General features: G+C 76.7%; 13 protein-coding genes. 10 read left to right on the forward strand and 3 right to left on the reverse strand.

Annotated elements, in window-relative coordinates; translation table 11 throughout:
- The first annotated feature begins 2 nt into the window (after nucleotides 1–2).
- The 9 genes from SXIN_RS01695 (at nucleotide 3) to hypE (ending at nucleotide 10,534) form a co-directional block, all read left to right on the forward strand.
- Nucleotides 3–2,573 (forward strand): carbamoyltransferase HypF, encoded by a 2,571-nt coding sequence (locus SXIN_RS01695; protein ID WP_095756468.1) that lies wholly within the window; start codon nucleotides 3–5, stop codon nucleotides 2,571–2,573.
- A 24-nt stretch (nucleotides 2,574–2,597) separates the two neighbouring features.
- Nucleotides 2,598–2,909 (forward strand): HypC/HybG/HupF family hydrogenase formation chaperone, encoded by a 312-nt coding sequence (locus SXIN_RS01700; RefSeq protein ID WP_019706698.1) that lies wholly within the window; start codon nucleotides 2,598–2,600, stop codon nucleotides 2,907–2,909.
- 232 nt (nucleotides 2,910–3,141) lie between these two features.
- Nucleotides 3,142–3,819, forward strand: a complete 678-nt coding sequence (locus SXIN_RS01705; RefSeq protein WP_095756469.1) for a universal stress protein — start codon at nucleotides 3,142–3,144, stop codon at nucleotides 3,817–3,819.
- Nucleotides 3,820–3,892: 73 nt separating this feature from the next.
- Nucleotides 3,893–5,167 carry a 4Fe-4S dicluster domain-containing protein gene (locus SXIN_RS01710; protein WP_095756470.1) on the forward strand — a complete coding sequence of 425 codons (1,275 nt, stop codon included), beginning with the start codon at nucleotides 3,893–3,895 and terminating at the stop codon, nucleotides 5,165–5,167.
- 104 nt (nucleotides 5,168–5,271) lie between these two features.
- Complete coding sequence (locus SXIN_RS01715) at nucleotides 5,272–6,081, forward strand: FAD/NAD(P)-binding protein (RefSeq protein ID WP_039820873.1); 810 nt, start codon at nucleotides 5,272–5,274, stop codon at nucleotides 6,079–6,081.
- A 1-nt stretch (nucleotide 6,082) separates the two neighbouring features.
- On the forward strand, nucleotides 6,083–6,991 hold the full coding sequence (locus SXIN_RS01720) for an NADH-quinone oxidoreductase subunit B family protein (protein ID WP_019708205.1): 909 nt from the start codon (nucleotides 6,083–6,085) through the stop codon (nucleotides 6,989–6,991).
- Nucleotides 6,988–8,307 carry a Ni/Fe hydrogenase subunit alpha gene (locus SXIN_RS01725; protein WP_019708204.1) on the forward strand — a complete coding sequence of 440 codons (1,320 nt, stop codon included), beginning with the start codon at nucleotides 6,988–6,990 and terminating at the stop codon, nucleotides 8,305–8,307. Before SXIN_RS01720 ends, SXIN_RS01725 begins: the two co-directional genes overlap by 4 nt.
- An 89-nt stretch (nucleotides 8,308–8,396) precedes the next feature.
- Nucleotides 8,397–9,494 (forward strand): hydrogenase formation protein HypD, encoded by a 1,098-nt coding sequence (gene hypD, locus SXIN_RS01730; protein WP_019708203.1) that lies wholly within the window; start codon nucleotides 8,397–8,399, stop codon nucleotides 9,492–9,494.
- Nucleotides 9,491–10,534 carry a hydrogenase expression/formation protein HypE gene (gene hypE / locus SXIN_RS01735; protein WP_095756471.1) on the forward strand — a complete coding sequence of 348 codons (1,044 nt, stop codon included), beginning with the start codon at nucleotides 9,491–9,493 and terminating at the stop codon, nucleotides 10,532–10,534. The genes hypD and hypE overlap by 4 nt, the downstream gene beginning before the upstream one ends.
- A gap of 45 nt (nucleotides 10,535–10,579) precedes the next feature.
- Here the strand turns inward: hypE and SXIN_RS01740 are convergent, their stop codons facing one another.
- Complete coding sequence (locus SXIN_RS01740; RefSeq protein WP_019708201.1) at nucleotides 10,580–11,104, reverse strand: MarR family winged helix-turn-helix transcriptional regulator; 525 nt, start codon at nucleotides 11,102–11,104, stop codon at nucleotides 10,580–10,582.
- Nucleotides 11,105–11,287: 183 nt separating this feature from the next.
- Here SXIN_RS01740 and SXIN_RS01745 point away from each other — a divergent pair, with 183 nt between their 5' ends.
- Nucleotides 11,288–12,547: an FAD-dependent monooxygenase gene (locus tag SXIN_RS01745; RefSeq protein WP_019708200.1), complete on the forward strand. Its 1,260-nt coding sequence runs from the start codon at nucleotides 11,288–11,290 to the stop codon at nucleotides 12,545–12,547.
- A 226-nt stretch (nucleotides 12,548–12,773) separates the two neighbouring features.
- Here SXIN_RS01745 and SXIN_RS01750 read toward each other — a convergent pair whose 3' ends face one another.
- Together SXIN_RS01750 and SXIN_RS31825 are read right to left on the reverse strand one after the other, a co-directional pair.
- On the reverse strand, nucleotides 12,774–13,493 hold the full coding sequence (locus SXIN_RS01750) for a DUF1775 domain-containing protein (RefSeq protein ID WP_238153639.1): 720 nt from the start codon (nucleotides 13,491–13,493) through the stop codon (nucleotides 12,774–12,776).
- The gene (locus SXIN_RS31825; protein ID WP_238153640.1) at nucleotides 13,444–14,376 is read right to left on the reverse strand and encodes a hypothetical protein; all 933 of its coding nucleotides are present in this window, start codon (nucleotides 14,374–14,376) and stop codon (nucleotides 13,444–13,446) included. The genes SXIN_RS01750 and SXIN_RS31825 overlap by 50 nt, the downstream gene beginning before the upstream one ends.
- Nucleotides 14,377–14,400: the final 24 nt, after the last annotated feature.

The following is a 14,400-nucleotide window of genomic DNA, read 5'->3' on the forward strand; positions in this document are numbered from 1 at the left end:
CCGTGTCCGGGACGACGGACGGGACCGCGCGGGCCGCGCGGCGCGTCGAGGTGTCCGGCACCGTGCAGGGCGTCGGCTTCCGCCCGTTCGTCCACCGCACCGCCACCCGTCTGGGCCTGGACGGCTGGGTGCGCAACGCCGGCGGGCAGGTGATCGTGACCGCCGCCGGGCCCCCGGAGGCGCTGGACGCGTTCGTCGAACAGCTGCGCGGTGACGCCCCGCCACTCGCGCGGGTCGGCCGGGTCCGCGTCACCCGGCTGACCGGACGTGCCCCCGACCCGGGCTCGGGTTTCGCCGTCCGCGACAGCACTCCGCACATGGACGGCGCGGACGGCGGCCGGGACCGGACGGCCCGCCCGGTGCCCGGCTCAACGGCCTTGCCCCCGGACCTGGTTGACAGGGCGGCGGACGGCGAGGGCGACGACGACTCCGTCGAAGACGTGGCCCGCGCCGGCGAGGCGGCCGTCCGGGAGATCCCGCCCGACGCGGCGACCTGCGCGGCCTGTCTGCGCGAGCTGTTCGACCCCGCCGACCGCCGCCACCGCTATCCCTTCGTCAACTGCACCGACTGCGGCCCGCGCGCGACCGTCATCGAGGACCTGCCGTACGACCGCGAACGCACCACGATGCGCGGCTTCCCGCTCTGCGCGCGGTGCGCGGCCGAGTACGCCGACCCCGCCGACCGGCGCTTCCACGCCGAGCCGCTGGCCTGTCCCGAGTGCGGGCCCCGGCTTGCGTGGCGGGCGGCCGGCGGGCCGGTGTCCGCGAGCGGCGGGGAGGCGCTGCGGCGGGCGGCCGCCGTCGTCGCGGGCGGCGGCATCGTGGCCGTCAAGGCACTGGGCGGCTATCAACTGGTGTGCGACGCGCGGAACGCGGCGGCCGTGGCCGAGCTGCGGCGGCGCAAGCACCGCCCCGCCAAGCCGCTCGCCGTGATGGTGCGCGACCTGGCCGCGGCACGGCGGCTGGCCCGGGTCGGCCCCGCCGAGCAGGCCGTGCTCACCTCCCCGGCCGCCCCGGTGGTCCTGTGCCGCGCCCACACCGCGCCGCCGCTCGCCGCCCACACCCCGGCGCCTCCCCCCGCGCCGGACGGCGCGGCCCCCGTCCGGCCGGATCCGGGCGCCGCCGTGGAGAGCCGCAGGGCGCCCCCGCCGGGCCCGGTGGCGCCCGGTGTCCACCCCGGCACCCACCGGATCGGGCTGTTCCTGCCCACGTCGGGGCTGCACCATCTGCTGCTGCACGACCTGGCCCGGCCGCTGGTCGTCACCAGCGGCAACCTCGCCGGTGAGCCCATCGCCACCGACGACGCCGAGGCCGTCCGGCTGCTGTCCTCCGTCGCCGACGGCTTCCTCTTCCACGACCGGCCGATCCGCGCCCGCTACGACGACTCGGTCGTGCTCGTCGCCCGCGGCCGGCCGCTGACCGTCCGCCGGGCGCGCGGCTGTGCCCCGGCGCCGCTGCCGCTGCCCGTGCCCGCGGCTGTCCCGCTGGCCGCGGCCGGGGCGCAGCTCAAGCACACCTTCGCCCTGGCCTCCGGTCACCGCGCGGTCCTCGGGCCGCACACGGGCGACCTCCAGGACGCCCGCGCCCAGGAGGCGTTCGCGGCCTCGTACGCCGATCTGACGCGGCTCACCGGCATCACCCCGCGCGTGGTCGCGCACGACCCGCATCCCGGCTATCTCTCCACCCAGTGGGCGCGGGCCCTGCTGCCGGACGCCCTCGTCCCGGTCCAGCACCACCACGCGCACATCGCCGCCGTCGCCGCCGAGCACGGCCTGCGGGAGCCGGTCACCGGTGTCGCCTACGACGGCCTCGGGCTCGGCGACGACGGCACGCTGTGGGGCGGCGAGATCCTGGTCGCCGGCCTGACCGGCTGCCGCCGCGTCGGCCGCTGGGGCACGGCCCCGCTGCCGGGCGGGGAGGCGGCGGTACGGAACCCGGCCCGGATGGCCCTCGGCTACCTCCACGGCGCCGAACCCCTGGGCGCGCCCCCGCCGCCCCCCGCACTCGCCCGCCCGTTCACCGGCCGGCTCGACCCGCGCCACGTGGCCGTCGTCCGGGCGATGATCGCCCGCGGCCTCAACTCCCCCCGCGCGTCCAGCGTCGGGCGGCTGTTCGACGCGGCGGCGGCGCTGCTCGGCCTCGGCGACACGGTCTCCTACGAGGGCGAGGCCGCCGTGGCCCTGGAGACGGCGGCCGGCACGGTCCGCGCCGAGCCGCCTTCCTGGCGCGTCGTCCGGGCGGGCGGGCTGTGGGTCTCCGACCCCGTGCCCGTCCTCACCGGACTGCTGGAGCGGCAGGCCGCGGGGGTCCCGGTGCCGGAGCTGGCCGCCGCGTTCCACACCGCGGTCGCCGCGGCCACCGCCGCCCTGGTCGAACGGGCCGTCGCGGAGGGCGCGCCGCGCACGGTCTGCCTGGCCGGCGGCTGCTTCCAGAACCACCGTCTGCTCACGGAGGTCTCCGCGCTGCTCCGCGACCGGGGGCTGCGGGTGCTGACCGGCAGCGCCGTCCCGGTCGGCGACGGCGGCATCAGCTACGGCCAGGCGGCCGTCGCCGCGGCCCTGCTGCGAGCGTGAACGCCTGAGAGGAGCGTGATCCCCATGTGCCTGGGCATCCCCGGCCGGGTGATGGACGTCCGCGAGGACGCGGGCCTGCGCATGGCCACCGTCGACTTCGGCGGTGTACGGCGCGAGGCCTGCCTGGAGTACACCCCGGAGGCGGTGCCCGGCATGTACGTCATCGTGCACGTCGGCTTCGCCATCACCGTCGTCGACGAGGAGGAGGCCCGCCGCACCCTCGATGTTCTCCGCGCCATGACGGACGCGGTGGCGGGCGAACTGGGCGAGCCCCTTCCGGAGCCGCCCGGGCCCGCACCGTCGGCAAGTGCGGAGGGAACAGAGTGGGCACGGTGAAGCGGCGCGGCCGCGTCAGCCGGTGTCGAGGCCGTCGACCGGACGGTGCGGAGAAAGCACGTGAAGGCAGCCGCGCGGGTGGGGGGTGCCCGCTCTGTTCACCGTGCTGAGCCGGGCCGTGGTCCGCAGGGGGCCGAACGTCCCGGGCGCCGTGCCCCGTCGGCCCTCACGGCCGTGGGGCGCGGGGGGCGAGACTGGGCGCGTCACGCCCCGACCTCCGGGAGCCGCCACCATGTCCGCATCCGGCCGCACCCCCGTGCCATCCCTGCCGCCCGGGCCGCCGGGGGGCCATCGGGCGCCGCGCGTCGTCGTCGGCGTCGACGGGTCGGCCGGTTCGGTCGCCGCGCTGCGGTGGGCCGCCGCCCGGGCTCCGTCGCTGGGCGCGGATCTCGTCGTCGTCCACGCCTGGGAGCCGGCCGCCGTCCGCCGCGCGCCGTATGCCCCGGCCGCTGCCCGCCCGTCGGCGGAGGAGTCGCGGGGCCGCGCCGGCGAGGTCCTGGAGCGGGCGCTCCGCGCCGGGCTCGGGCCGGGTGCGGAGGCCGGGGTCCGCGCGGTCCTCGCCGAGGGCCCGCCGGCGGCGGTGCTCCTGCGGTACGCGGACGAGGCCCTGCTGCTCGCCCTGGGGCGGCGCCCGCCGCCGGGACCGGGCCCCGGGCCGGTTACCCCGGACGCGGGCGGCGGACCGGTGGCGCGGGACTGCCTGCGGCACACCCGCTGTCCGGTGGTCGTCGTCCCCGGCGAACCGGCCCTGCCGCACGGCGGCCACGGCGCACCGGGCCCCGGCCCGGGGGCGTACAGCGCGGAGCCGTACCGCGCCGGGGTGTACGAGGAGTACGGCGCGGTGCCCTGCGGTCCCCCGGTACGGGCCCCCCGGCCCCCGCGGGCGGCGGTCGCGGCGCACCGGCACTGAGAACAGGGACGGCGGACCGCCGCCGCACGGCCCCGGACCGAGCAAGACCCGACCACACCCCCGAGGGGGAATCATGGCGGAGACCGGAACGGACATCGGCGCCCCGGCCGTACTCGACCGGGACGGGCTCGACGCGCTCGTGAGGGCGCTGGCCGCGCGCGGCCGGACGGTGATCGGGCCGACCGTGCGCGACGGGGCCGTCGTCCTCGCCGAGATCGACTCGGGCGACCGGCTGCCCTACGGCTGGGGGGTCGAACTGGCGGCCGGACGCTACCGGTTGCGGCGGCGCACCGACGGCGCGGCCTTCGCGCACAGCGCCGGGCCGCAGTCCTGGAAGACGTATCTGCATCCGGAACGGGTGCGGCAGTGGAGCGCCGACCGCGCGCCGGACGGCGGCCTCACCGTCACCGCCGGGGAGGGGGAGGGCGCCGCGCGGCCGTCGTTCGCCTTCATCGGCGTCCGGCCGTGTGATCTGCGGGCCATCGCCGTGCAGGACCGGGTGCTGGCCGGCGGCCGCCACCCCGACGGGGTCTACCGTGCCCGGCGCGAGCGGGCGTTCATCGTCGCCGTCGAGTGCACCGAGCCGGGCGAGACCTGCTTCTGCGTCTCCATGGGCAGCGGCCCGGCGGCCGAGAACGGCTACGACCTGGCGCTGACGGAGCTCACCACCGCGGACGGCGGCGGGGACACCGACGGCCGCGGGGACGGGGAGCACCGCTTCCTCGTCCGCGTCGGCAGCGAGGAGGGCGCGGCCGTCCTGGAGGAGGTGGCGCACCGGCCCGCCGACCGGCCCACGGCGGCGGCCGCCCGGGACCGGGTGACCGAGGCGTCCCGCCGGATGGGCCGAGCCATGCCGCCGGTCGACCTGCGGCGGCTGATGGGCGACAGCCTGGACTCCGCGCACTGGGACGACATCGCCGAGCGCTGTCTGAGCTGCGGCAACTGCACCCTGGTCTGCCCGACCTGCTTCTGCACCACCACGGAGGACGTCACCGACCTCACCGGCGACCACGCCGAGCGGTGGCGCCGCTGGGACTCCTGCTTCGACCTGGACTTCTCCTTCATGCACGGCGGCCCGGTGCGGTCCTCGGTGCGCAGCCGCCACCGCCAGTGGATGACCCACAAACTCGCCACCTGGTACGACCAGTTCGGCAGCTCCGGCTGTGTGGGCTGCGGCCGCTGCGTCGTCTGGTGCCCGGTCGGTATCGACATCACCGAGGAGGCCGCGGAGTTCCACGCGCGGGCGCGCGACGCGGCGGGGGGCCGGGACGGGCCCGGCGGCGACGGCCGGACCGGCGGTGGCGTCCCCGCGGCCGCCGCGCACCGCACGGACGGAGGACTCCCGTGAAGACCTCGGCCACCGGCTTCTCCCCCGGTACGGGTTCCGGAGCCGCCACCGGCCCCGGCCCCGCCGCAGATCCGGGGTACGCCCCCGGCACCGGCCCGCCCGCCGTGCCGCTCCCCTACCGGGTGGTGCGCCGCCGCGCGGAGACCGCCGACACCGCGAGCTTCGTCCTCGAACCGCTGGACGAGGCCCTGCCGCCGTTCCGTCCCGGCCAGTTCGCCATGCTGTACGCGTTCGGCGTCGGCGACATCCCCGTCTCGGTCAGCGGCATCCTGCCGCACCGCCACCGGCTGATGCACACGGTACGGGCCGTCGGCGCCGTCTCCACCGCCCTCTGCGAGCTGGGCCCCGGCGACACCGTCGGGGTGCGCGGCCCCTTCGGCACCGTGTGGGACACCTCCCGGGCCGCGGGCGGCGACGTGCTCGTCATCGCCGGCGGCATCGGCCTGGCGCCGCTGCGGCCGCTGGTCTACGAGGTGTTCCGCGCCCCGCACCGGTTCCGGCGCGTCCACGTCCTCATCGGTGCCCGCACCCCCGGCGATCTGGTCTACCGCGACGAGACCGCCGTGTGGGCGGCCGCCGGCCCGGGCGGCACGGCGCTCACCGTCGACCGGCCGGACGCCGGCTGGGCCGGCGACGTCGGCCTCGTCACCGGCCTGCTGGGGCACGCGCGGTTCGACCCGCCCGGCACCACGGCGTACGTCTGCGGTCCCGAGGTGATGATCCGGGCCACCGCCCGGGAGCTGGTGCACCGCGGGCTGCGGCCGGAGCGCGTGCTGGTCTCGCTGGAGCGCACCATGCGCTGCGGCACCGGCCACTGCGGGCACTGCCAGCTCGGGCCGCTGCTGCTCTGCCGGGACGGAGCGGTCCTCGGCTACGACCGTGCCGCGCCCCTCCTCGCCACCCGGGAGCTGTGACATGACCACGGACGGCACCACCACGGCCGGCGCTGCCGGGGCCACCGCGCGGGCGGACGGTCTCCCCACCCTCGCCGTGTACAAGCTCGCCTCCTGCGACGGCTGCCAGCTCACCCTGCTGAACTGCGAGGACGAACTGCTGGCGCTGGCCGGGCGGGTGCGCATCGGCTACTTCCCGGAGGCGACCCGGGCGGTCCTGCCCGGCCCGTACGATCTGGCGCTGGTCGAGGGCTCCGTCACCACGGCCGCCGACGCCGAACGGGTGCGCGAGATCCGCGCCGCCTCCCGCCACCTGGTGGCCATCGGCGCCTGCGCGACGGCCGGCGGCATCCAGGCGCTGCGCAACTTCGCCGATGTGGCGGAGTTCCGCGCGGCCGTCTACGCCCGCCCGGAGCAGATCGACGCGCTGGCCGGCTCCACCCCCGTATCGGACCATGTGAAGGTCGACTTCGAACTGCGCGGCTGCCCCGTGGACCGGGGCCAGCTGCTGGAGGTCGTCACGGCCTTCCTCGCCGGGCGCAAGCCCGGCATCCCCGACCACAGCGTCTGCTTCGCGTGCAAGCGGCGCGGCACGGTCTGCGTGACCGTGGCCCACGGCACCCCCTGCCTGGGCCCGGTCACCCACGCCGGCTGCGGCGCCCTGTGCCCGGCCTACGGGCGCGGCTGCTACGGCTGCTTCGGCCCGTCCGCCGACGCCGCCCCGGACAAGCTGATCCCGCTGCTGCGCCGGGACGGCATGGACGACCGCGCCGTCGAACGCTTCCTGCGCACCTTCACCGCCGCCGCCTTCGAGAGCCTGCGGGCCGGCGGCACCGCCCCCGGCGGAGCGCGGGAGAAGCGGGCCTCCGGGGACGCACGGGAGCGGAAGCGGGACCGGAAGCAGAAGCAGAGGAAGGAGGCGGCGTCATGACCCACCGCGGCTCCCGCGTGCTGCACGTCGGGGCCCTCGCCCGCGTCGAGGGCGAGGGCGAGCTGCGGCTGCGCGTCCACGACGGGCGGGTGGCCGAGGCCCGGCTGCGCATCTACGAACCGCCGCGCTTCTTCGAGGCGTTCCTGCGCGGCCGCGCCCACACCGAACCACCGGACATCACCGCCCGGATCTGCGGCATCTGCCCCGTCGCCTACCAGATGAGCGCCTGCCGGGCCATCGAGGACGCCTGCGGTGTCACGGTCGGCGGGCAGCTCGCCGCGCTGCGCCGGCTGCTGTACTGCGGCGAGTGGATCGAGAGCCAGGCCCTCCACATCCACCTGCTCCACGCCCCCGACTTCCTCGGCTGTGACGGCGCGATCGAACTCGCCCGCACCCACCGCCCGGAGGTCGAGCGGGGCCTGCGGCTGAAGCAGGCCGGCAACGCGATCCTGGAACTCCTCGGCGGCCGCGCCGTCCACCCGGTCAACGTGCGCCTCGGCGGGTTCCACCGCGTGCCCGCCCGCTCCGAACTGGAGCCGCTCGCCGAGCGGCTGCGGCGGTCCCTCGACGACGCCCGGGAGACGGTGCGCTGGGCGTCCGGCTTCGACTTCCCCGACGCGGCGGTCGACGCCGACCTGCTCGCCCTGGCCGAACCCGGCGGGTACGCCATCGACAGCGGCACGCCCACCGTGCTGCCCGCCGGCGGCGGCCCGCTCCGCTCCTTCCCCGTCGCCGAGTTCGGCGAGCACGTCACCGAGGAGCAGCTGCCGCACTCCACCGCCCTGTACTCCCGGCTCGACGGCCGCCGCCATCTCACCGGGCCCCTCGCCCGGTACGCGGTCAGCGGCCGGTGGCTGACGGGCGCGGCGCGCGAGGCGGCGGACGAGGCGGGGCTCGGGGAAATCTGCCGGAACCCCTTCCGCAGCGTGCTGGTGCGCGGCGTGGAGACCGTCCACGCGGTGGAGGAGGCGCTGCGCGTCATCGAGGCGTACGAGCCGCCGCGCCACCCGTACGTGGAGGTGCCGCCGCGCGCCGGCACCGGCCACGGGGCGACGGAGGCCCCGCGCGGGCTGCTCCACCACACCTACGTCCTCGACGCGGACGGCACCGTCACCGCGGCGCGGCTGGTGCCGCCCACCGCGCAGAACCAGGGCGCCATCGAGGCGGATCTGCGCAGCGTGGCCCAGGCCGCGCTGGACGGCGGCGATCCGACGGACGAGGAGCTGACGGCGCTGTGCGAACGGGCCATCCGCAACCACGATCCGTGCATCTCCTGCGCCACCCACTTCCTCGACCTGACCGTGGACCGGGGGTGAGGGGGCGGGGCATCCGCGGACCGCGACCGCGACCGCACACACGAGCCGCGCGCCCGGGCGCGCGGACCTCATCCGACGAGCGAGGCACCATGAAGTATCTGGACGAGTACCGTGATCCGGCCCTGGCCCGCCGCCTGCTGGAGGAGCTGCGCCGCACCGCCACCCGCCCGTGGCAGATCATGGAGGTCTGCGGTGGCCAGACCCACACGCTCGTCCGGCAGGGCATCGACGAGCTGCTGCCCGCCGGGATGCGGATGGTGCACGGCCCCGGCTGCCCGGTGTGCGTGACGCCGCTGGAGACGCTGGACCGGGCCATGGCCATCGCCGCCCGGCCGGGCGTGACCCTCGCCAGCTTCGGCGACATGCTCCGCGTCCCGGGCTCGGACACCGATCTGCTGTCGCTCCGCGCCCGGGGCGCGGATGTGCGGGTCGTGTACTCGCCCATGGAGGCCGTCCGGCTCGCCGTGCTCCACCCGGACCGCGAGGTGGTGTTCCTGGCGGTCGGGTTCGAGACCACCGCCCCGGCCAACGCCATGGCCGTGCTGCACGCCTCCCGCCTGGGGCTGCGCAACTTCTCGGTGCTGGTCAGCCATGTCCTCGTGCCGCCCGCCATGACGGCGCTGCTGGACGACCCGGACTGCGAGGTGGAGGCGTTCCTCGCCGCCGGGCATGTCTGCGCGGTGATGGGCTGCTCCGCGTACGAGCCGATCGCAACCCGCTACCGGGTGCCCATCGTCGTCACCGGGTTCGAACCGCTCGATCTGCTGGAGGGCATCCTCATGACGGTGCGGCAGCTCGAAGCGGGCCGGGCGGAGGTGGAGAACCAGTACGCGCGGGCCGTGCGGCGGGACGGCAACATCGCCGCCCGGAGCATCGTCGAGCACGTCTTCCGGGTCACGGACCGGACCTGGCGCGGTATCGGCCCGCTGCCGGAGAGCGGTCTCGGGCTGCGCCCGGAGTTCGCCGACTACGACGCGGCCCTCCGCCACAAGGTGGAGGACCTGCACCCGGCCGAGGACCCCCAGTGCCTGGCCGGCTCCATCCTGACCGGCGCCGCCCTGCCCGTCGACTGCCCCGCCTACGGCACCCGCTGCACCCCCCGCCATCCCCTCGGCGCGCCCATGGTGTCCGCCGAGGGCACCTGCGCCGCGTTCCACGCGGCCGGACGGACCAGGAGCCCGCTGTGAGCAGCTGCCCGAACCCCCATGAGGAACACGAGCGCGTGCTGCTCGGCCACGGTGCCGGCGGCCGGCTGACCGCGGAGCTGCTGGAGAGCCTGCTGCTGCCGGCCGTCGGCGGCTTCCCGGCGGGCCCGCCGGAGGGGCCGCTGGAGGACGCGGCGCCGCTGCCCGGCCGGCCCGAACTGGTGATGAGCACCGACGGATTCGTCGTCCACCCGCTGTTCTTCCCCGGCGGGGACATCGGCTCGCTCGCCGTGCACGGCACCGTCAACGACCTGGCGGTGATGGGGGCCCGTCCGCTCGCCCTGTCGGTGGCGCTCGTCATCGAAGAGGGGCTGCCGCTGTCCGAACTGCGGTCGGTGGCGGGCTCGCTGGGCAAGGCGGCGCGCGAGGCGGAGGTGCCGGTCGTCACCGGGGACACCAAGGTCGTGGGGCGCGGCGCCGCCGACAAGATCTTCATCACCACCACCGGGATCGGCACCCGCATCCCCGGCCTGGCCCCGTCGGCGGCCCGCGCCCGCCCGGGGGACGCGGTGCTGCTGTCGGGCCCCATCGGCCTGCACGGCACGGCCGTCCTCAGCACCCGCGAGGGCCTGGGGTTCGAAGCCGACATCGCCTCCGACTCCCGTCCGCTGCACCGGCTGGTGGAGGCCCTGGCCCCGGTCGGCGCCCGGCTGCACACCCTGCGCGATCCGACCCGGGGCGGTCTGGCGGCCACGCTCAACGAGATCGCCCGTGACTCGGGGGTGGCCGTGGAGATCGACGAGTCCGCGCTGCCGGTGCCCGGCCCGGTCGCCGCGGCCTGCGACCTGCTGGGGCTGGACCCGCTGCATGTCGCCAACGAGGGCTGCATGGTCGCCTTCGTGGCCCCGTCCGCCGCCGAGGCGGCCCTGGCGGCGATGCGTTCGCGCGCGGAGGGCACCGGCGCCGTCCGGATCGGCGAGGCGACGGCGGGCCCGGCGGGCCGGGTCCTCCTGCGCACCCTGGTCGGTGCCCGCCGCGTCGTGGACATGCCGGTCGGCGAGCAACTGCCGCGCATCTGCTGAGCCTCGCGGTGCCCGGCGGGCAGCGGGTGCGCCCGGGGGCGGCCGTCACGCGCCGGACGCCCGGTCCCCCCCGTCGTCGAACCGCGCCAGCCGCGCCGTCACGTCGTCGGCGAAGCGTGCGAGGAGGCGGGCAAGGTCGTCACGGTCCCGCTGCGGCCAGTCGGTGAGCGCTTCGGTGAACCAGCCCAGCAGATAGGCCACGTACCGGTTGGCCGCTTCCTCACCCGGCCCGGTCGCTTCGATGAGGCGTGCGCGGCCGTCGTCCGGGTCGGTGACGCGGCGGACGAGTCCGCGCTTCTCCAGGATCTGGACCTGACGGGTCACGTGCGGGCCCACGACCTGCATGCGGTCGGCGATCTCCCCGATCCGCAACGGCTTGCCGGCCACGCGGAGGGTCATGAGCACGCCGATCGCGGGGCGGTCGCGGGCCAGGCCCGCCTCATCGGTGGCGCGTTCGACGAGCCGGCCCTTCGTGATGGCCGTGCTGAGCTGGGCGATCCGGGGAAACACGGCCAGGAGGGCGGATTCCCGGTGCTCCGGTGCGGGCTCCCCGGAGGGTTCGGGGGACATGACACCTCCTTTTACATACCTGAGTTAGGTATCTGTTACGGTGGTACCGGTCACACGCCGGCAAGGGGCCCGTATGGGCCGCATAAGGATACCTGAGGTACACATCTTTTCCGCTGCCGCGGTGCGGTGCGTACCGCTTGCGAGCCGGGGCGCTCCCCGGTGGAGAGTGAAGAGGTGAGAAGCGTGAACGACACGCCCCGTCCCGACCGCCCCGACCGTCCCGGCCGTCCGGCCCGGCGCGCACAGCGCGTACTGATCTCCGGAGCGAGCATCGCGGGCCCCGCGCTCGCGTACTGGCTCGACCGGTACGGCTTCGAGGTCACCGTCGTCGAGAAGGCCCCCACGGTGCGCCGGGGCGGGTACGCGATCGACATACGCGGCACGGCCCGTGACGTCGTGGACCGCATGGGCCTGCTGCCGCGCCTGCGCCGGGCACACGTCGACTCCCGGCGGATCACCTTCGTGGACGCCGCCGGTGAGACGATCGGGTCCCTGCAGCCCGAACAGGTGACCGGAGGAGAGGCGGGCCTCGACCTCGAGATCCGCCGCGGGGACCTGGCCGACGCGCTCGCCACGTCGCTGCCGGAGCGGGTCGAGTTCCTGTTCGACGATTCGATCGCGACGCTGGACGACGACGGTGACGCCGTCCACGTCGTCTTCGCCGGCGGCACGCGCCGCACCTTCGACCTGGTGATCGGCGCGGACGGCCTGCACTCGAACACGCGCCGGCTGGTCTTCGGCCCCGAGGAGCCCTTCCACCGCTACCTCGGGCAGGTCTTCGCCGTCTTCACCCTGCCGAACGAGTTCGGCCTCGCGCACGAAGCGGTCATCTGGAACGAGCCGGGACGCAGCGCGGTCCTCTACGCCGTCGAGTCGTCCGCCTCCGTGCACGGCTTCTTCACCTTCACGCACGAGGCCCCGCCCCCCGGCCTCCTCCGCGACCCCGAAGGCCTGCGGGAGCTGATCGCGGCGCGCTACCCGGAGCGGGTGTGGCATCTGCCGCGCCTGCTGGAGGCGGTGCGGGAGGCGGACGACCTCTTCTTCGACACCGTGAGCCAGATCCACATGCCCGCCTGGTCCCACGGCCGCGTCGCACTGACCGGCGATGCGGCACACGCCACCTCGTTCCTCTCCGGTCAGGGGTCGAGCGTCTCACTCGTCGGCGCCTACGTCCTGGCCGGCGAACTGGCCGTACACGCCCACCACACGGACGCCTTCACGGCGTACGAGCGCAGGATGCGGCCCTTCGCGGAGCGCAACCAGGCGCTCGCCACCGGCGGCGGCACAGTGGTGACGCCGGCGACGCGGGAGGAACTGGACGCCCGCAACGCCCTGCTGCGCGACCCCGCAGCGGCCGCGAGGGCGATGGCCTCGTCGGACGCGGAGGAGAGGCGCCGGACCCACTCGTCCCTGGTACTGCCCGACTACGCGGAGGCGCTCTGACCCGGCTCGGCCCCGTCGGAGAACCCCGCGGCGTCCGCGCGCCGGCCCGCCTCCGGTGCCCGGCGCGGGCCTCGGCCGGCGGGCCGGGGGGAACGGCGCCGGGCGGGCTCCGCGTCGGGCGGACACGACGGTCCGTCGCCAGGGACGTCGTCGTCACGCCCGGCGCGCACGCCGCCCGCCCGGCGCCTGGTGAGGGTGCGCGCCCCCTGAACGGCCTCCGCCGGCCTCAGCCGGCGTCCGCGGCGTTCCGGCGGCGGAGGAACCACCACGCACCGCCGCCGAGCGCGAGCACGCCCACGGCTCCGGCGGCCAGCGGGAGGACGGACGACCCGCCGTCCTCCCCGGCCGCCGCGGTCTGCTCCGCCTCCTCCGCCCCGTCGGCCGCCGTGGCGGTGTCCTCCGCCACCGTGGCGGACGGCTCGGGGGCCGCCTCCGTCGCGGCCCCGGCCTTGTCATCGGAGTCCTCGGCACCGGAGCCCCCGGGGTCGATCGGCTCGGCCCCCGGGGCGGCGGGCTTCAGTTCGAGGACGGGGGCCGGCTGCCCGGAGTCGTGCCCGTCGCCGTGCCCGTGTCCGGCGTCGGAGGTCTCGATCCAGCGCGCCACGGTGCCGTCGGCGTAGGTCTCCACGGTCTTGAAGGCCAGCTTCCTGGCGTCGGGGAGCTGCCGGACGGTGATCTCGTACGCGGCGTCGGTGCCCGCCGGGGTCTCGGGCCCGGCCAGGCGGTAACCGCCGTCGGTGGTCTTCAGCTTCCAGCCCTTGGGGGCCTTCTTCAGCTGGACGGCGGAGGGTTCGATGCCGTCCGGCAGTTCGACGCGCAGCTCCGTGAAGCCGGCCTCGGGGTTCTCCGCCTCCGAGGTGAAGGCGAGGGTGACGTTCTCGGCCAGGGCCCGGGCGTCAGCGGCCGTGACGTGGGCGTGGGCGTGGGCCGGGGCGACGGTCAGCACGGCGGCGCCGAGCGTGAGGGCCGCGGCGGCCGTGACACGGCGGAGGGTCTGCGGGCGCGGGTGCGCGGAGAGCGGGCGCGGGTGAACGGACATGGGAGAGCTCCTCGGGTGAACGGCCGGAGCCCGGCGGGGCGACCGGCGCGGGGAAACGACAACCACGGTTGCGCTCCCTGTCCGGCGGCCCCCGGCGGATCACGTCGTTCGCCAGGAACTCCCGTGCCGGCGAGGGCGGTTCGGCCGGGACGGCGGTGTCCGCCGGCTCCGGCGTGCGATCGGTGGGTCGCGCGGGGCGCGGGCACCGGGTGAGGAGGGCGGCGAGGGCTTCCCCGGCGGCCCGCCGCACGGCACGGGCCGCGCGGGCCGCGGCGGCCGCCGTCGTGTCGGTGCGGTGCAGCAGCCAGGCCACCGCCAGCGCGGCGAGGACGTGCGCCGCCGTCATGGCGGCCGGGGCCGGGTGGCACAGGTGGACGCCGGCGGCCGCCGTGAACGCGCCGTCGGCTCCGTGTGCCGGAAGCCCGCCGCCGTCCGCCGCCTGTGCCGCGTGCGCTCCGTGCGCCGCGCGCCCGGCCGCCGGGCCGCAGCCGGCGGCGAGGGACAGGGCGGTGTGCAGCACGGCCTGCGCCGCGAGGGTGGCCGCGGCGACGGCGGGCAGGGCCCGGCGGCGGCGCGCCAGCGGCCGTACGGCGGCGTACTGCGCGGCGGCCAGCAGCGCTGCCGTCCCCCAGGGCACCGGGACGTCCAGGACGGCGTGGTGCCCGGCGACCGCCAGCACCGTGCCGGTGAGCGCGAACACCAGGGCCCGCGGACGGCCCGACGGCCACGGCACCGGACGGGCGGCCGGGCCGCGCGAGGGCCCGGCCGGCGGCTTCGGCTGATGAGCCATCAGGTAGTCACTCGCTCCGCGGGT

The sequence above is a fragment of the Streptomyces xinghaiensis S187 genome, assembly GCF_000220705.2.
GTDB lineage: Bacteria > Actinomycetota > Actinomycetes > Streptomycetales > Streptomycetaceae > Streptomyces > Streptomyces xinghaiensis.